General features: G+C 41.4%; 20 protein-coding genes and 2 other annotated features. Of the genes, 4 read left to right on the top strand and 16 right to left on the bottom strand.

Annotated elements, in window-relative coordinates; all coding sequences use genetic code 11:
* The first annotated feature begins 114 nt into the window (after positions 1 to 114).
* Entirely contained in the window at positions 115 to 327 is a 213-nt protein-coding gene (gene sspI, locus D5F11_RS06625; RefSeq protein WP_120115412.1) for a small acid-soluble spore protein SspI, read from the top strand.
* On the opposite strand, the gene D5F11_RS06620 is transcribed toward sspI, so the two are convergent.
* From D5F11_RS06620 to D5F11_RS06605, 4 genes are all read right to left on the bottom strand, one after another.
* Positions 232 to 531, bottom strand: a complete 300-nt coding sequence (locus D5F11_RS06620; protein WP_126646514.1) for a hypothetical protein — start codon at positions 529 to 531, stop codon at positions 232 to 234. The two genes, sspI and D5F11_RS06620, sit on opposite strands and share 96 nt — an antisense overlap.
* Before the next feature lie 167 nt (positions 532 to 698).
* On the bottom strand, positions 699 to 1,151 hold the full coding sequence (locus D5F11_RS06615; RefSeq protein WP_120115413.1) for a small multi-drug export protein: 453 nt from the start codon (positions 1,149 to 1,151) through the stop codon (positions 699 to 701).
* 98 nt (positions 1,152 to 1,249) lie between these two features.
* Complete coding sequence (locus D5F11_RS06610) at positions 1,250 to 2,335, bottom strand: M42 family metallopeptidase (protein ID WP_120115414.1); 1,086 nt, start codon at positions 2,333 to 2,335, stop codon at positions 1,250 to 1,252.
* An 82-nt stretch (positions 2,336 to 2,417) separates the two neighbouring features.
* Positions 2,418 to 2,909, bottom strand: a complete 492-nt coding sequence (locus D5F11_RS06605; protein WP_120115415.1) for a dUTP diphosphatase — start codon at positions 2,907 to 2,909, stop codon at positions 2,418 to 2,420.
* Positions 2,910 to 3,008: 99 nt separating this feature from the next.
* On the opposite strand from D5F11_RS06605, the gene D5F11_RS06600 reads away from it, so the two are divergent.
* Positions 3,009 to 3,404 carry a sigma-w pathway protein ysdB gene (locus D5F11_RS06600; protein WP_120115416.1) on the top strand — a complete coding sequence of 132 codons (396 nt, stop codon included), beginning with the start codon at positions 3,009 to 3,011 and terminating at the stop codon, positions 3,402 to 3,404.
* A 172-nt stretch (positions 3,405 to 3,576) separates the two neighbouring features.
* Here D5F11_RS06600 and D5F11_RS06595 read toward each other — a convergent pair whose 3' ends face one another.
* The 4 genes from D5F11_RS06595 to infC all read right to left on the bottom strand — a co-directional run bounded on the left by D5F11_RS06595 (position 3,577) and on the right by infC (position 5,447).
* Positions 3,577 to 4,179: a TVP38/TMEM64 family protein gene (locus D5F11_RS06595; RefSeq protein ID WP_306428780.1), complete on the bottom strand. Its 603-nt coding sequence runs from the start codon at positions 4,177 to 4,179 to the stop codon at positions 3,577 to 3,579.
* 161 nt (positions 4,180 to 4,340) lie between these two features.
* On the bottom strand, positions 4,341 to 4,694 hold the full coding sequence (gene rplT / locus D5F11_RS06590; RefSeq protein WP_120115417.1) for a 50S ribosomal protein L20: 354 nt from the start codon (positions 4,692 to 4,694) through the stop codon (positions 4,341 to 4,343).
* Between the two features lie 27 nt (positions 4,695 to 4,721).
* Positions 4,722 to 4,922, bottom strand: coding sequence for a 50S ribosomal protein L35 (gene rpmI, locus D5F11_RS06585; protein ID WP_120075061.1), 201 nt, complete (start codon positions 4,920 to 4,922; stop codon positions 4,722 to 4,724).
* Positions 4,923 to 4,943: 21 nt separating this feature from the next.
* Positions 4,944 to 5,447, bottom strand: a complete 504-nt coding sequence (infC, locus tag D5F11_RS06580) for a translation initiation factor IF-3 (protein ID WP_120115418.1) — start codon at positions 5,445 to 5,447, stop codon at positions 4,944 to 4,946.
* Positions 5,448 to 5,563: 116 nt separating this feature from the next.
* Positions 5,564 to 5,704, bottom strand: a sequence feature (ribosomal protein L20 leader region).
* Positions 5,705 to 5,892: 188 nt separating this feature from the next.
* On the opposite strand from infC, the gene D5F11_RS06575 reads away from it, so the two are divergent.
* On the top strand, positions 5,893 to 6,438 hold the full coding sequence (locus tag D5F11_RS06575) for a YusW family protein (protein ID WP_120115419.1): 546 nt from the start codon (positions 5,893 to 5,895) through the stop codon (positions 6,436 to 6,438).
* Positions 6,439 to 6,561: 123 nt separating this feature from the next.
* On the opposite strand, the gene thrS is transcribed toward D5F11_RS06575, so the two are convergent.
* The 5 genes from thrS to nrdR all read right to left on the bottom strand — a co-directional run bounded on the left by thrS (position 6,562) and on the right by nrdR (position 12,737).
* Positions 6,562 to 8,493 carry a threonine--tRNA ligase gene (gene thrS, locus D5F11_RS06570; RefSeq protein ID WP_120115420.1) on the bottom strand — a complete coding sequence of 644 codons (1,932 nt, stop codon included), beginning with the start codon at positions 8,491 to 8,493 and terminating at the stop codon, positions 6,562 to 6,564.
* 50 nt (positions 8,494 to 8,543) lie between these two features.
* Positions 8,544 to 8,771: a binding site (T-box leader), on the bottom strand.
* Between the two features lie 54 nt (positions 8,772 to 8,825).
* Positions 8,826 to 9,626: a putative sporulation protein YtxC gene (locus D5F11_RS06565; RefSeq protein WP_185830536.1), complete on the bottom strand. Its 801-nt coding sequence runs from the start codon at positions 9,624 to 9,626 to the stop codon at positions 8,826 to 8,828.
* 286 nt (positions 9,627 to 9,912) lie between these two features.
* Complete coding sequence (gene dnaI, locus D5F11_RS06560) at positions 9,913 to 10,848, bottom strand: primosomal protein DnaI (protein ID WP_373316057.1); 936 nt, start codon at positions 10,846 to 10,848, stop codon at positions 9,913 to 9,915.
* Positions 10,835 to 12,265 (bottom strand): replication initiation and membrane attachment family protein, encoded by a 1,431-nt coding sequence (locus D5F11_RS06555; protein ID WP_120115423.1) that lies wholly within the window; start codon positions 12,263 to 12,265, stop codon positions 10,835 to 10,837. Before D5F11_RS06555 ends, dnaI begins: the two co-directional genes overlap by 14 nt.
* Positions 12,266 to 12,281: 16 nt before the next feature.
* Complete coding sequence (gene nrdR, locus D5F11_RS06550) at positions 12,282 to 12,737, bottom strand: transcriptional regulator NrdR (protein ID WP_120115424.1); 456 nt, start codon at positions 12,735 to 12,737, stop codon at positions 12,282 to 12,284.
* 207 nt (positions 12,738 to 12,944) lie between these two features.
* On the opposite strand from nrdR, the gene lepB reads away from it, so the two are divergent.
* Entirely contained in the window at positions 12,945 to 13,493 is a 549-nt protein-coding gene (lepB, locus tag D5F11_RS06545; protein ID WP_120115425.1) for a signal peptidase I, read from the top strand.
* A gap of 163 nt (positions 13,494 to 13,656) precedes the next feature.
* Here lepB and D5F11_RS06540 read toward each other — a convergent pair whose 3' ends face one another.
* The 3 genes from D5F11_RS06540 to ytaF form a co-directional block, all read right to left on the bottom strand.
* Positions 13,657 to 14,685, bottom strand: coding sequence for a glyceraldehyde-3-phosphate dehydrogenase (locus tag D5F11_RS06540; protein ID WP_120115426.1), 1,029 nt, complete (start codon positions 14,683 to 14,685; stop codon positions 13,657 to 13,659).
* Between the two features lie 145 nt (positions 14,686 to 14,830).
* Positions 14,831 to 15,433, bottom strand: a complete 603-nt coding sequence (gene coaE, locus D5F11_RS06535) for a dephospho-CoA kinase (protein ID WP_120115427.1) — start codon at positions 15,431 to 15,433, stop codon at positions 14,831 to 14,833.
* Between the two features lie 18 nt (positions 15,434 to 15,451).
* Complete coding sequence (gene ytaF, locus D5F11_RS06530) at positions 15,452 to 16,084, bottom strand: sporulation membrane protein YtaF (protein ID WP_120115428.1); 633 nt, start codon at positions 16,082 to 16,084, stop codon at positions 15,452 to 15,454.
* Between the last annotated feature and the right edge of the window lie 55 nt (positions 16,085 to 16,139).

Genomic DNA, 16,139 nt, shown 5'->3' with positions numbered 1-16,139 from the left:
CCTGTATCAAAAAGCAAACATCCGTTGCTCGTTACTTTGCCGCCTAATTTTATGCATAATTCAACTCGTTTGCGAAAAGCTAAAGGAAGAATCTTTTGAAAAGGAGCCAATTTGATGGATCTTAACATTAGAAGAGCCGTAATCCACAATGTTGCTGAAAACAATCAAGAACAATTACGTGACACGATTGTAGACGCCATGCAGAAAGGCGAGGAGAAATATTTGCCTGGACTAGGCGTGCTTTTTGAAGTGATCTGGCAGAACGCAGATGATCAGGAGAAAAACAAGATGCTTGGTACACTTGAAAATGGCTTGAAACAGACATAAAGCGGCGGTGTAACCGTCCGCTTTTTTTATGAGATGAAAGTTTAACGGATCCAAATCAAATGCGCCTTGGCGTATTTGCGCCCAGATTTTATCGAGCTCCGCTCGATAAGTTTCCTCTGAAAATCTGTGGCATCTGCCGGGGGCTTTAACTTTATTCAGCCGGGGTTTGAACCCCCACTGAATCGAATACCAATAGGCATTCATCTCACCATTTACAGAAGTGGGAGACTTCTGCTGAATGAAGTTAAAATGCCTTACAGGCAGCTCAAATTCTCCCAAACACACAAATGATGCAACAAGGTATGAACGCTATGAAGTCTTTGTTTGTTAAAGCAATTCAAACTTCCGCTTAAGACTGCCCACGCTTAAAGCTAAAAAAACACCTTGAATGCCTCCACTCCATAATAGGCGGTGACGCCGAAAACGATTGACCAGATCAGCAGACTGATTGTTGTCCAAAGAAGAGTCCAGTTTTTTGCGGCACCAAGAGTCAATCCGATAAATGCAGCGATATGGATGCCGATCAAAATAGGACCAAGCAAAGCCAGGCCCGGCAGACCATATTTGTTCCAGATTCTTTTTGCCCGCGCCTCCCGTTTGCTGCTTTCTTTTAGTTCGCCTCTTTTTTTGAAAAGATAATTCTTAATAGGTTCAAATAAATAGACGACAAGGATGGTTGTCAATAAATTTCCCGCAAAACCGAGTATCACAACCAGAACAGGCTGCAACCCGCTGATAATGGCAATCGGGATTGCCGCCGCTATTTCAATCCAGGGTACTCCAGCCAAAAGAAAAACAACAATATATTCCCATACATTCCCCATACTATTCTCCCTTTTTATGTATTCTTATTAGACAATACAGCAAAATTGATTTGCTGAAAAGAAAAAAGCGGGGAACTCTATTCCCCACTTTCAGACAATTAATCAAAAATAATTTTACCCACTGCTTCTTTATCCAGCCGCTTTACTACTTCAGTAATGAGTTTAACTGCATTTTCATAGTCATCACGATGCAAAAGGGCTGCATGTGTATGGATATAGCGAGTAGCGATTGTAATGGCCAATGACGGGGCACCTTCACCTGCCAGATGAGTGGATCCTGCATCAGTTCCACCACCAGGCATAGCATCAAATTGATATGGGATACCCAATTCGTCCGCTATCCCTGTTACGAAATCACGCAGGCCTTTATGGGATACCATTGAAGCATCATATAATATGATTTGAGGCCCCTCTCCCATTTTCCCCTGCGCCTCCTTATCAGAAACACCCGGGGTATCACCAGCAATGCCGACATCCACTGCAAAAGCAATGTCCGGCGTGATTTTATTTGCAGCTGTTTTGGCTCCCCTCAATCCTACCTCTTCTTGTACGGTACCTACACCGTATACAGTATTGGGGTGATTTTCGCCTTTTAAATTTTTCAGGACATCGATGGCAATGGCGCAGCCAATCCGATTGTCCCAAGCTTTGGCAAGAAGCATTTTCTCATTGTTCATGACAGTAAATTCAAAGTAAGGAACTACCATGTCACCTGGGCAGACTCCCCATTCTCTCGCTTCTTCCTTACTCGACGCTCCGATATCAATGAACATATCTTTGATTTCCACCGGCTTTTTCCGTGCTTCTGCCGATAAAATATGCGGCGGTTTGGAGCCAATAACGCCTGTAATTTCACCTTTCGCAGTAACAATCGTCACTCGCTGGGCAAGCATGACCTGATTCCACCATCCTCCAACCGTTTGGAAACGAAGGAATCCCTTGTCATCAATTTGTGTAATCATGAATCCTACTTCATCCAAATGCCCAGCCACCATAATTTTGGGGCCGCCAGAATCACCCGTTTTTTTTGCAATCAAACTTCCCAGGCCATCCGTTTCAATCTCATCTGCGTATGGCTCTATGTACTTTTTCATGATGCTACGCGGTTCTTGCTCATTGCCGGGAATCCCCTTGGCATCAGTCAAATCTTTTAACATTGTTAAATTTTCGTCGAGATGTTTCATTCATTATCCCTCGCTTTTGAAAATTTTCCCTCTTTAAAATTATACTGAAAAATAGAAGCATTCACAAAGAAGTTGCTGTCCGTTAATATCCGTTTTGCTGGCGCTTGAAATTCACTTCGTTTTTCTTCTTATACGCTTCCTGCACTTCATATAGCGTGAAGCCAAGCGTCTGTCCTAAAATAATATATTGCCGGAAAAGCTCCTCGAAATCCATGGCATCTTTTGACTGACGGAAATCATTAATCAGCCTGTAAATCTTTAAAAAGCTACGGTTCAAATCTTCATTGGCTTCTTGGGATACAAGAGAGTATTCGCGATCTGAGAAACCAAGCTCCAGTCCAAGAGATAAAATGAAATGGATACCGTCTACAAACTCCTCCAAAATATCCTCGTGGGGGGCTGGGGGCTTTTTACTCCAAAACTTAAAGCTTCTCGTTTCGTTCGCCAATTCACCAATTTCAATAAGCAAAGCTAGAACCTTTTTTTCAAATAAATCTTCTCCTTGCAGCCCATGTTCCTTTTCTATGTAACGGTCCAATTCATGCTGCATAGCAAACCATTCCTGTATTGTCATTATTTATCAATCCTCCATGAAAAAATTATAACAAAGTTGAAACCTTTTATCGCGTTTGTCCGTATATTAGGTAGATTATGGATTGGAGGGCTCATCATCATGATCTTATTATTTAGATTCGTCATTTTGGCTTTAATTATTTATCTATTTTATATAGCAATCAAATTTATACTGGATCCGAAAAGGAAATTGGAAAGTGCCCATGAACAAAAGAAGTTTTTCTTTTACGATATTCCCGATAATATCAGAAAAAACTTTTTGATCACATACGAAGGCGTTATGTTTGAAGGTGAAAAATATCTTGGGACAACAGAACGCGCTTTTGAAGTCGTTTCCATTTTCATTTTTCCGCACAATAATGACCTGCTTCAGGGGCTCAGCTACGAGGATTTCACATTCATTGAAAATGAAGTAAAGCTGAGGTATCCCAAGGCAGTTATTGACTGGAAAAGCCCTATCAAAGAATTGGTGGAGAAAAATAGGAGTAAAGAATAAAAAGACGCACGTTTAAGGAGGCTGCCCAGAAAACGTCTCTCTGTGACAGCCTTTCCATTAATGATATTCTAAAACTCCCCCACCTTGTTCAATCTTCAAAGATCCGCTTTTTGGCAAAGTAAAACAAGCGAAGAAAAAAATTTCGTTCGCTTGACTACTTTTGAATTAAAATTTATGCAGAATGGTGTGAAAAGAAGTCATGCCATTTGACAGTGACCACTTTCTCACGAAGTAGATAACAAAGGATAAAAAGAGCGATTACAATAAGAACGACCATTCCAGGGGAAAACTGAGTGATATATTCACCGAATATCGTATAGAAAAAAGCGAGCGGCAGATTAGTTGCGAAGGCGCCCTTCATAAACCCTCGAAAGTCCGGCCTTCTTTCCAGCAGGCAGACATTCAGCAATTGATAGTGAAAGAATGGAATCAATCGCAAAATGGCAATCTGGCCTACTGTCATTTTTGTATGTGCCCCAAACCAGTTATGCTTGACTTTCATCAATTTTCCATACGTACGTGGAATCTTTCCTATGCAGAAATAGAAAAGAGCAGACAATAATAACAATCCTGCCATTGAGTAGACTGTTCCAAGAAAGCTGCCGAAAAGCATCCCGCCTGCCATGCAGACCAACACAACCGGTATAAACATAAATTGCCGGACGACATGGAACAGTATAAATAGCACCGGTGCAAGGATTCCAATTCCACTCATAACCGAAAGCATGATTAACAACTGCTCATCCATGATGATCACCTGCTTTCTTCTATACATATGTATTTTTTTCCTTCCGGCTTATGACAAGAACCTATATCTCAACAGCAAAAGAGCCACTCTTCCAAAATGGAGAGTGGCTCTTTTTCGTTAGGAATATATTTTAACGTCTAACCAAGCACAGGATGTGCTGGTCTGAGCTGATCAAGACGCTATCGCTCTTAAAGAGCCGCCTTTGCTTTGCCTGCAAGCTCTGCAAATGCTTTTTCATCAGAAACAGCAAGGTCTGCAAGCATTTTACGATTTACTTCGATGCCGGCAATTTTCAAGCCGTGCATCAAGCGGCTGTAGGAAAGACCGTTCATGCGTGCTGCCGCATTAATACGTGTGATCCAAAGTTTGCGGAAATCACGTTTTTTGTTGCGACGGTCACGGTAAGCATACATATATGATTTCATTACTTGCTGGTTGGCAGTTTTAAATAATGTATGTTTGGAACCATAATAACCTTTTGCTAATTTTAATACTTTCTTGCGACGTCTACGGGTAACTGTTCCGCCTTTTACGCGTGGCATATTATTTCCCTCCTAAATGCTCCCAAATTATTTAATGTTATCAAGTAAATGACGAATTCTGCGGAAGTCGCCTTTGGAGACGATTGCCGACTTGCGGAGTTTCCGCTTTTGTTTCGTGGATTTATTAGCGGCCAAGTGGCTTGTATAAGCATGTGAACGTTTTAATTTGCCGGAGGCAGTCTTTTTAAAACGTTTTGCTGCGCCGCGGTGTGTTTTCATTTTTGGCATATGAATTTCCTCCTCAAAACATTACTTTTCGTTAATCGGTGCGAGTACCAGGAACATGCTTCTGCCGTCCATTCGTGGTTTTGACTCGACAGTTGCCAAATCTTTACACTCCTCGGCAAAGCGTGTCAGTACTTGCTGGCCAATTTCTTTATGAGTGATAGCACGTCCTCTGAAACGGATGGATGCCTTCACCTTGTCTCCTTTTTCAAGGAATTTACGTCCATTGCGGAGCTTTGTATTAAAATCATGCTCATCAATTGTTGGACTTAAACGAACTTCCTTCACGTTGATCACTTTTTGGTTCTTACGCGCTTCTTTCTCTCTCTTTTGCTGTTCGAAACGATATTTCCCATAGTCCATGATCCTGGCTACCGGGGGCTTTGCGTTCGGTGCCACCAAAACAAGGTCAAGGTTGGCACGCGTAGCAATTTCGAGCGCTTCATTGCGGGATTTGACACCCGCCTGTTCACCATTTTGGTCAATGAGACGAAGTTCACGGGCACGAATGCCTTCATTCACAAACATATCTTTGCTAATAGTTAGCCACCTCCAAGGTATTTTCAAGAATACTGAGTTTGAGTAAAAATAGGGCTGATCTATTTATAGTATGAGATTCTTTTCGCCTATCTTTATCTAGTCTGGTTCATAAAAAAATGCAGGCCGCAAAAAGGACCCGCACTTAATCACACATATCATTGTGTGGATAATTGCTTACAATCATAACCTGTCAACAGCTTTGATGCGTCAATCAGGCGAGAAGCGGGCAGCTCCTTCTTACACAAACAAGTATTCGATTAACCTTATTTAGTCTATCATGGCTGCATAAATTTGTCAAATGACGGGCATGTGAAGCCTTGTGATAACAACGTTTTTTATCATACCAAATTTATGCCCAGCCTGCAATGTTTATTTTTCAAGGATTGGGTAAAACTTTATAACTATAGGTCAAGTGATAAGGAGGTTCACATATATGAAAAAATGGATTTATTCCTTCTCGATCCCTTTGTTTGCTATTGGATTAGCCGCTTGCTCAAACGATCCATCAGTAGATAACCATCCAAAAGAGCAGGTAGTTCCGCCGCCAAATGAAAATGCGACAACGAATGACGATATCATCAGCAAAGGAGATAGCGGCAACAAATCCGATGATGGGAATGTCCAAGATATGAACGTTAAAAAGCTGATGGACAACTTCCCTTATACGAAGTTCGATCTGGAAATCGATTATGCTCCGGATATAGAATATGATTATGAATATGAAGAAAAGGATGCTGGAAGCGGGTCTTACCGCGCAGAATTGAATGACGCCATCCATGACAAAAAGTTGAAAGGTGCAGAAGCATTTCAGTCTTTATACACCTTAATGCAGGAAGTAAGGATTGATGAAAATACGGCAAAGGAAGACGCCATCCAGCAGATCTTGGACACATTCCAACTTGATACCAACTACACGAAATTCGATTTGGAATATACGATGAAAAATGGAAAGAAAATAGAATTTGAAGATAGAAAATAACAAAATCAGGTGAAGAAGAACAACTTTGGTTCTTCTTCACCTGATTTTTTATGGGGTCTTTTATGGGGTCTGACCCCCACTGCTTTAACGCGTTACCTCATTGGGGGTCAGACCCCTTAATCATCACTTATGATCTTTTACTTCTTCCTGAATCTGTGAAATGAATTCCTTTAACGGAACAGTTTCTGTCTTTTTCTCTCCATATTTTCTTACGTTAACTGCTTCGGCTTCCACTTCATTGTCGCCGACGACAAGCATATAAGGAATTTTTTGCATCTGTGCTTCACGGATTTTATAGCCGATTTTCTCATCGCGCTTATCCATTTCCACACGTAAGCCACTTGCTTTCAGTTTATCGGTAACCTGCTTGGCATAATCGAAATGTGCATCCGGAGACACAGGGATTACTTGAACTTGGACTGGTGCAAGCCAAGTCGGGAATGCTCCTTTGTATTCCTCGATCAAAAAGGCAACAAACCTCTCCATCGTCGAAACGACTCCACGGTGAATGACAACCGGGCGGTGCTGTTTCCCGTCTTCGCCAACATAGTTCAGATCGAATTTTTCAGGAAGCAGGAAGTCGAGCTGGACAGTGGATAGTGTCTCTTCTTTTCCAAGAGCCGTTTTCACCTGAACATCCAGTTTCGGGCCATAAAATGCAGCCTCTCCTTCCGCTTCATAATAGTCCAATTTCAGATCATCCATAGCCTCTTTCAGCATGGACTGTGCCTTTTCCCACATGTCATCATCATCAAAATATTTCTCTTTATCTTCTGGATCGCGGTATGAAAGCCTGAATGAGTATTCGCCGATGTTGAAATCTTCGTATACTGCAATAATCAGCTCAACAACCCGTTTAAACTCTTCCTTGATTTGATCTGGACGAACAAATATATGAGCATCATTCAATGTCATTCCACGAACCCGCTGTAAACCGGAAAGTGCTCCTGACATTTCATAACGGTGCATAAGCCCCAGTTCAGCAATACGAATCGGAAGCTCGCGGTAACTGTGAATATCGTTTTTGAAAATCATCATATGATGAGGGCAGTTCATCGGACGCAAAACAAGCTGCTCATTGTCCATATCCATGACCGGGAACATGTCTTCTTGATAATGATCCCAGTGTCCACTTGTTTTATAAAGTTCCGCGCTTCCCATTACTGGAGTGTACACATGATCGTAGCCCAATTCAACTTCTTTGTCCACAATATAACGCTCAACGATTCTACGGATGGTAGCGCCTTTTGGAAGCCAAAGCGGCAGCCCCTGGCCAACCTTTTGTGAGTTTGTAAACAAGCCAAGCTCTTTACCAAGCTTCCGGTGATCGCGCTCCTTCGCTTCTTCCAACATTTTTAGGTGTTCTTCAAGATCGCTCTTTTTAAAGAATGCAGTTCCATAGACACGCTGCAACATCTTATTGTCGCTGTCCCCGCGCCAGTAGGCACCGGCAATGCTCAACAATTTGAAAAACTTGATTTTGCCAGTAGAAGGAACATGGACTCCGCGGCATAAATCGTAAAATTCTCCCTGCTCATAAATTGTCACTTTTTCATCCGCAGGGATGGCATCAATCAATTCCTGCTTATACTCATCATGTGCAAACAGCTTTTTCGCTTCATCCTTTGTGACCTCTTTGCGCACGACTTCCAAATTTTCACCGATGATTTTGTTCATCTCTTTTTCAATAGCAGGCAAATCGTCTGGTGTCAATGAATGCTCCATATCCATATCGTAATAAAACCCATTTTCAATGACTGGACCAACGCCAAGTTTCACACCGGGATAAAGGCGTGATACTGCCTGTGCCATTAAGTGAGCTGAACTGTGCCGAAGCACTTCAAGAGCTTCCTCACTCCCCGGTGTAATGATTTCTATAGAACCTTCTTCGTAAATCGGCGTTCTCAAATCAATCATTTCACCGCTCAGCTTTCCGGCAACCGCACTTTTCTTCAAGCCTGGGCTGATGGAAGCCGCAATCTCTTCAGTTGTAGTTCCAGCAGAAAATTCCTTGACAGATCCATCTGGAAAAGTGATTTTTAATTGGTCAGACATACAATCTACTCCTTTTTCTTTCATTGAAAAATAAAAAAACCCGCCCCTGGCAAAGGGACGAGTTTTAATGCACGTGGTTCCACCCTAATTTCCATAAGACGGCCTGGCCGTCTTATGACTTAGTATACTATAACGGATTTGATCCGCCGCCCACTACTTACATTTCATGGCCGGAGTTCGAAGGTGGTAAGCATTCAAATCGTGTTAGGAAGTTTTCAGCACACCTTCCCTCTCTGCAAACCGTAAAAGAATACTCTTGTCCTTGTCATAACTATTGGTTAATTTGATTATGTACGTATTATAGAATGTTGTCTATAGAAAATCAAGAGGAATCATATATTTGTTTTTTGGATCGGAGGAAGGATGACCAGTCTCTCTTCAAAAATGTTAATTAATGTTCTGACTAGCGGTTTCTCATCGTAAGGAGTATAAAGAAGTATTTTTTCAGGAGCCATGGATAAAAGAGGTGCAATAATTGCCGAATCGATATATGCAGGATGAATAGCAAGCAGGCGGCGGTCAACCATACTGAGGACTTTGTCTTTTTCCATAACTCGAAAGTCTTCGTCATAAAACTTTACTTCTTCATCCATTGAAAGATGCACCATTTTCTTTCTTGGGATACGATCCTTTAAATATTCCCTTAACATATGAATGAATATCTGGTATTCCTGTTCCATCTTATATTCATCTATAGCCACATACAGAAACCGAATTAGTCTTTCTCGATAATCTTTTAGCCTGAAAGTTAAAAGCGAATCAAATCGTACAGATGTTGATGAATCCAAAAAAGACCCCACTGCTTTTCGGACCAATCCCAATTCATCCATTTTTCCTGTCAGTGCGATTAATTCTTCCCTCTTCCCGTTGCACATCTCGGACACGATTTCAATAATTTGATCGCGTTCTTCTTGATTTTCATAATAAAACTGTTCAGAAAGTATCTTGTGAAGGAATTCGCCTTTTTTTACATGAATGATAAAATGTGCAAGTGCATCAATGTAGCAATGTTTTTCTGGGAATGAAAAAACAAAAAAGTCCTTGTTCTTGGCAAACGGTTCATCCAAGCCATATTTATAAAAGTAAGTTTGCAGTTGTATCGCTTCTTCTTCTGATAAAAAGATGATATCCATGCCGGGCCCCTCCTTTGATTGACACTTTCTTACCATTGATTCATGTATATGGGGGGCACGTCCCGGCTATACCTTGGACATGAAAAAATACCCTTTACAGGGTATTTAAAATATCTGTATAAACTACTTCGCAACGGCAGTCCTTATGGCTTTCATCCCCCACCATAAAGTGTGGGAGACTTCTGCCTAATGAAGTTAATAAGTTGCTATATTAGAAGAAGAAGGCAAAGCAATCTATGCTTTTTGAGGTAACGTGAGGTTCGCCGATTTCCTCGCAAACATTCTCTTATAAATGTCTTCGATTCGGTCCACCGAGTTTGATTGGAATGGAAAGAAATTTGATTCTCTCCATCAATCTCCGGGCTTTCATCTTTTCCTCTTCTCCTCTTTGGGTGTACGTCAAATGGTACTCCAAACCACTGAAATCAAAGTTCGATGTAAAAAAGGTGGGTAGCTGTTCTTGCATTCTATACTGCATGATCGAGCCCAAGATTTCATCTCTAGTCCAGCTCGACATCGCTTCTGCACCGATATCATCGAGCATGAGGACATGCGCTTTTTTCACCGTTTCCAGTTTTTCATTCAATGTCTGGTCCCCAAGTGACTGTTTCATTTCCCGCAAAAATTCCGGAACATATACAATCAACGAGGCAATCCCTTTCTCCGCCAATTGATTGGCTATAGCCCCCAACAAATAAGATTTACCGACACCAAATTCTCCGTGCAGATAAAGTCCTTTCATACTGCTTCCTTTTGCGTATTCAGCCGTAAAACGCTCAGCATATTCAAAAGCGTCCAGCCTACCATCACTGTCCAAGAAAAAATCAGCAAAGGATGCATTCAATATTTCTTTCGACATGTAGAAGCTTTGAATCAACTTCTTTGTTTTCCTCCGTTCGTCATCCAGGAGCTTTTCAGGGCATGGACGATAGTGAATGTCAATCCGATTACCTTCAATCACGAGTGAAGGCTCATAGCCCTTCATGAGGTTCACGCATCTGGAAAGATCGGGGCAATCCTTGCAATTGATCGCCTGAGATTTGTATTCATACAGCTTCATTAAATTGGTCTCAATCATCCGATTACTAACAAGTTCTTTATTTTCTTCTAAAAAATCCTGGATATCTGGATCCTCCAGCACTTCCTGCTTTAAATCCTCATATCTCTTGCGGAATTCAGGCGTCTGATACAGGTTTTTCATCGTTTTATCAATGCTTTCCACCTTTTTCACCTCCATCTTTTCGATACTTTCTTTGAATGGCCTCCAGCTTGCGCCTTCTTTCTTCAAAATCTTTGTCATTCTCTACTGCTGGAGTTTTGGACTGAGCATCAGGCTGCTCCTGTTCCTGCATAATGAACCAATCTGGCAGTTTCTCGGTACGGATAGGCGTTTTGCGCTTTTGAGTCCGTTCATTCTTTTCATTTGCCCAGGTTTGATATTGCCGATGTTCATTTTTTGCAAGCTCCATAGCAGCTTTTACTGTCTTAACCTTTTTTCGTGCCCAATGGGATGCAATTTTCTCCATATAATTCTTCGACAGCTTCATATCTGTCTTCAACATGACATAATGAATCAGCACATTAATAACTCCTGGTTCAAGCTGCTGGCCCAGCATGATTTCCTCCACCGCTGTCAAATCGGACATAGCAGGTTGTGCACCTTCAGATAAATCTATTAGAAGTTGCCGTGGCGAAGTGCTTTCCAAATAAAAAATGAGCTTGCTTTCCTTCGATACCCCGGCACCATCACTCTCACGGTACATAACGGGCTGCTTCCGGTTGACCAACTGCGGGAGCTGGTCATCATTTTCCATCTGGTACCAGTCCCGTGCCGCCTTCCTCAATTCGTCCAAATCAATTTTATCATCTGCTGTCATGCTCGACAGGACCACTTTTTGCATATCCATTTCATTGATGGAATACAAAAAAGAAAGCTTCGTAATCGTGTCCTTGACTGTCGCAGTAAAAGCTTTTCTTGGAACCATGGCAGTCGTCAATCCAGACAGGAGCAAGTCGAAGTTAAAGCTGTCCGCAGAAATTTGTATCGTTTCCGTTTTTTCTCTGTGAATATACCTCATATCCGGATCCGACGAGCTGTGTTGCTGCCCTTCGAAATTTTTCAATGCCTGAATACTCATAGAAGTATAGACATCCTGGAAAGAACGGGTAACCTCTGAATACTCTTCTTTATTGATAGACATATCGGAAAAAGCCCTTTTCAATTTTAGAAAATGGGTTTGTCCAAGCTTTTGATATAAGTAAATATTCAGCATGCCATCGGTAAAAAATTGTTCCGCTGATAACGGCGGTTGCAGCTCATAGATGTATATTCTGTGACCCTCGGCCTCTTTAACGAATGTCTTCAAAAGACCCATTCCCTCGAGCTTCAACCTCGCATGGTAAATATCATCCAAATTCAGGTCCAGCAGACCCATCAGATGATAATGATTCCATTCTTCAGACCATAAACGGTTTTCTTCAACCATATAGGCAAGAGTCATATACAAATTCGTACAGACAACTCCCATTAAAGGCTGATACAAAAATGAAATGACCTTCCTGTCATGGTCGTGAATGATCCCGTTCATCACTGAATAAAAACTATCTATAGGCTGGACCTCGTTCCAATATTGTTTCAAGCCAAACACACTTTCACTAATCTTTTTTAATTAAATCTTTCAGCTCATCCAAAAATACATTGATATCTTTGAACTGCCTGTAAACTGAAGCAAAACGGACATAGGCGACCTCATCGACTCTCGCCAGCTTATCCATTACCATTTCTCCAATTGCCTCTGAATTGACTTCCGCTTGTCCCAGATTGCGGAGTTCACTTTCAATCTCATTGGTGATCGTTTCCAACTGTTCCAATGCAACTGGTCTTTTTTCACAGGCCCTGATGAGACCTCGCAAAATTTTCTCTCTGCTAAACTCTTCGCGAGTGCCTTCTTTTTTGATTACGATCAAGGGCATCTCTTCCACACGCTCAAAAGTTGTGAAACGATAGGAGCACCGCTCACATTCACGCCTTCTTCTAATGGACCTCCATTCATCTGCAGGCCTTGAGTCCACGACACGCGTGCCGTTATGCTTGCATGAAGGGCATTTCATCTTCTTCAGCTCCGTTCCAATATGCTTCTACTCATTATACAGTAATTGAAGTCGAAAGAAAAAGGAGAAAAACAGAACTTAGCTAATAGCCCTAAATGCTTACAGAAAAAAGGCTTAGGAGCAGTCATTAATAAGAAATCAGTTGTTCTTGGTTGTAAAAATAGTATACAGTAAATATATCAAAATAAAATTCTTGGAGGGAAAAACATGAAGGAAAGTACAAAGAAAGAAATGGTTTCCTGGGTTAAATCATTCGCAATTGCTATCATTCTCGCTTTTATTTGCAGGCAATTTCTTTTCTCACCCACAACTGTTTTTGGAGAATCGATGGCTCCCTCTTTCCTGGATCACGATCGAGTCATCATCAGTAAAACATCCAAAATTCAGCTATTTGATGTGATTGTTTTCAGAGCACCAGATGCTGAAAATGAGCATTACATCAAACGTGTGATTGGTCTGCCCGGAGACAGCATCGAAATGAAAAATGATGTCCTCTATATTAATGGAAAAGCCTATAAAGAACCTTATTTAGATGAAAATAAAAGAAACAATCCAAGCAACAGCTTGACTGAAGATTTTTCTTTGCTTGAGAAAACAGGAAAAAACAAAGTCCCTGAAAATATGTTGTTTGTGATGGGAGATAACCGTTTAAACAGCAAGGACAGCCGCACATTCGGGTTCATTTCTAATGATTCAGTGATTGGGGAAGTAAAATTTCGTTTCTATCCTTTGAATGAAATCGGGATGCCAAAATAGGTTGAAGAACGATAAGAAAAGTGTGAGCAAAATGCAAAGAAGAGTTTCTCGGCCGCAACAGCCATGTAACTTGATGGCTCTATGATTTGACGTAGCATCATTAACCACGCAGCACTATAAAAGGGACAAATCCACGGTGGATTTGTCCCTTCTCTAATTCGTATTAACCTGCTTTTGCTTCTTTTTTATCAAGCATAGATGCTACATAAGACACAAGGTCTACTACGCGGGAGGAATAGCCCCACTCGTTGTCATACCATGCAAGAACTTTCAGTTTTGTTTCGTCCATGACGATCGTTGAAAGGCCATCGATGATCGCTGAGTTCGGGTTAGTGTTGAAGTCGATTGAAACAAGCGGCTCTGTCGTAAAGGATAAAATATCTTTCAACGGACCATTTGCTGCTGCTTCGAATGCTTTATTTACATCTTGAACCGTTACCGGACGTTTAACATCTACAACAAGGTCAACGAGTGACACGTTAGGTGTTGGAACACGGAGTGCCATTCCGTGCAATTTACCTTTCAAATGAGGTAAGACAAGTGACAAAGCTTTTGCCGCCCCAGTAGTTGTAGGAATGATGGATTGTGCGCATGCACGTGCACGACGTAAATCTTTATGAGGGTTATCAAGATTCTTTTGGTCGTTTGTATAAGCATGAACAGTTGTCATCAAGCCATTCTCAATGCCAAATGCATCGTCAATCACTTTTGCGACTGGTGCCAGGCAGTTTGTTGTACAAGATGCATTAGAAATGATGTCATGCTTGTTGATGTTTAAATCTTTATCATTTACGCCCATGACGATCGTTACATCTTCATTCTTACCAGGAGCTGTCAAAACGACTTTCTTGGCGCCTGCTTCAAGATGCATCGCTGCTTTGTCGCGGGAATTGAATACTCCAGTAGCCTCAATAACGATATCGATACCGAGCTCTCCCCAAGGAAGTTCAAGAGGATTACGGTTGCTCAATAATTTAATTTCTTTTCCATTTACGACCAAAGAATTTTCTTTAGCTTGTACATCGGCACCAAAAGTACCGTGAGTTGTATCATATTTGATTAAATGGGCAAGTGTTTCAGCAGGATAGCTTGCATTGACCGCAACAATATTAAATCGGTCTTCCATGATCGCTTTTCTAAAAACCATGCGGCCGATACGACCAAATCCATTAATTGCAACATTAGCCTTCATAATAACCGGGAGCCCCCTATATAGTGTTATACTTAATTTCATATGATCGTAAATAGTATAACATATTTAAGATAAAAAAAAACTACAAAATGATGACTTTTACAGTTTAAAATAACCAAAAACGGAAGCGCCCATTCGCTCCCGTTCAAGGTTTCATTTTCCATTTTTCAATCAGCTGTTCCAGTTGCCTTTCGGTTTCTTCCATACTACCGTTGTTGTCTATCACAGCGTCCGCCATTTTTACTTTTTCCTGCAAAGGCATTTGAGATGCGATTCTTGATATCGCCTCTTCCTCTGTAAAGGCATTTCTTTCCATCAGCCTTTCCAATTGTGTCTCTTTATTGACAAAGACAACAATCGTTTTTTCAACAAGATGGGTTAATTTACTTTCATACAGCAAAGGAATGTCTAGAATAACAGTCTGCTTTCCAGCTTCGACTGCTTCCGCTTGCCAATCCTTCATTTTTTTTCGTACAGCAGGGTGAACGATGCCATTTAATTTCTTTCTCTCTTCTTCGTTTTGAAAAACGATGGATCCCAATCTAGCTCGATCAAGCGATCCATCTTCCAATAGGATCTCATTTCCAAACGTCTCCACAATTTCTCTGTATGCTTTTTCTTCTGGCTCGACAACTTTTCTTGCTGCGATATCTGCATCAATAATGGCAAAGCCCCGCTCTTCTAAAAGCTTGGAAACAGTGCTTTTACCGCTTGCAATTCCTCCTGTTAATCCTACAATGAATGCCATATGCCAGCCTCTTTCGTTTTACATTTTTAATAGTCCGATGACAATTAACAATACTCCAGGAAAAAAGGTGAATTTCTGTATGGCGCGCATATGAGCAAATAATCCTCCAAAAGCAATGCCTCCAGATAAAAACAACCCGCCCATCACAGCCGCAGCTCCGGATAAGATGATTGGACTGAATCCAATCATCGCGGCACCAATCCCCACTCCAAAAGCGTCAAGAGATAGCGCCGTACCCAGCATGAATGCTTCGATACCTGTGACTGTACCCGAAAAATCGAAGTCAGCTCTAGTCGGTTTTTTTAAAATATGGATGACAATTCCAAGCGATTTGATTTCCCAGTTAAATTCAATTTTTTCCTGCTGTCCCGCTTGTTCTCTTTCAGACCTAATAAACTGAAGAATGACCCAACCACCGATCATAATGAGGATCGCTCCGCCAATTCGGTTAGCGGCTGCAGGAGACAGGAACCCTTGGATCAGCTGTCCCAAGATCATAGCTGTTCCAAGTGATAAAGCGGTACAGGATGCAATAATGATGATTGATTTAAGAGGAATTTTAATATTCCTCAATCCATACGCCAATCCGGCTCCAAAGCTGTCAAGACTGATCGCAATTGCTAATAATAAAAGCGAAAATGTATAGCCCATCTGCAAGCTCCTTCCCCTTCAAATTGCGATAAACTATTATATGAAGGATACTTGC

Source organism: Siminovitchia terrae (genome assembly GCF_003605405.2).
GTDB classification, from domain to species: Bacteria; Bacillota; Bacilli; order Bacillales; family Bacillaceae_C; genus Siminovitchia; species Siminovitchia terrae.
This window is presented reverse-complemented; position numbering and strand designations above follow the sequence as displayed.

What these genes read in the sequence shown, in the direction of transcription:
- sspI (WP_120115412.1), top strand. Translation starts at nt 115, where the DNA reads ATGGATCTTAACATTAGAAGAGCCGTAATCCACAATGTTGCTGAAAAC.
- nrdR (WP_120115424.1), bottom strand. Translation starts at nt 12,737, where the DNA reads ATGAAATGCCCTTCATGCAAGCATAACGGCACGCGTGTCGTGGACTCA.
- D5F11_RS06615 (WP_120115413.1), bottom strand. Translation starts at nt 1,151, where the DNA reads ATGGGGAATGTATGGGAATATATTGTTGTTTTTCTTTTGGCTGGAGTA.
- D5F11_RS06565 (WP_185830536.1), bottom strand. Translation starts at nt 9,626, where the DNA reads ATGGATATCATCTTTTTATCAGAAGAAGAAGCGATACAACTGCAAACT.
- D5F11_RS06595 (WP_306428780.1), bottom strand. Translation starts at nt 4,179, where the DNA reads ATGTATAGAAGAAAGCAGGTGATCATCATGGATGAGCAGTTGTTAATC.
- D5F11_RS06600 (WP_120115416.1), top strand. Translation starts at nt 3,009, where the DNA reads ATGATCTTATTATTTAGATTCGTCATTTTGGCTTTAATTATTTATCTA.
- D5F11_RS06575 (WP_120115419.1), top strand. Translation starts at nt 5,893, where the DNA reads ATGAAAAAATGGATTTATTCCTTCTCGATCCCTTTGTTTGCTATTGGA.
- thrS (WP_120115420.1), bottom strand. Translation starts at nt 8,493, where the DNA reads ATGTCTGACCAATTAAAAATCACTTTTCCAGATGGATCTGTCAAGGAA.
- coaE (WP_120115427.1), bottom strand. Translation starts at nt 15,433, where the DNA reads ATGGCATTCATTGTAGGATTAACAGGAGGAATTGCAAGCGGTAAAAGC.
- rplT (WP_120115417.1), bottom strand. Translation starts at nt 4,694, where the DNA reads ATGCCACGCGTAAAAGGCGGAACAGTTACCCGTAGACGTCGCAAGAAA.
- D5F11_RS06605 (WP_120115415.1), bottom strand. Translation starts at nt 2,909, where the DNA reads ATGACAATACAGGAATGGTTTGCTATGCAGCATGAATTGGACCGTTAC.
- rpmI (WP_120075061.1), bottom strand. Translation starts at nt 4,922, where the DNA reads ATGCCAAAAATGAAAACACACCGCGGCGCAGCAAAACGTTTTAAAAAG.
- lepB (WP_120115425.1), top strand. Translation starts at nt 12,945, where the DNA reads ATGAAGGAAAGTACAAAGAAAGAAATGGTTTCCTGGGTTAAATCATTC.
- D5F11_RS06610 (WP_120115414.1), bottom strand. Translation starts at nt 2,335, where the DNA reads ATGAAACATCTCGACGAAAATTTAACAATGTTAAAAGATTTGACTGAT.
- infC (WP_120115418.1), bottom strand. Translation starts at nt 5,447, where the DNA reads ATGTTTGTGAATGAAGGCATTCGTGCCCGTGAACTTCGTCTCATTGAC.
- ytaF (WP_120115428.1), bottom strand. Translation starts at nt 16,084, where the DNA reads ATGGGCTATACATTTTCGCTTTTATTATTAGCAATTGCGATCAGTCTT.
- D5F11_RS06540 (WP_120115426.1), bottom strand. Translation starts at nt 14,685, where the DNA reads ATGAAGGCTAATGTTGCAATTAATGGATTTGGTCGTATCGGCCGCATG.
- D5F11_RS06620 (WP_126646514.1), bottom strand. Translation starts at nt 531, where the DNA reads ATGAATGCCTATTGGTATTCGATTCAGTGGGGGTTCAAACCCCGGCTG.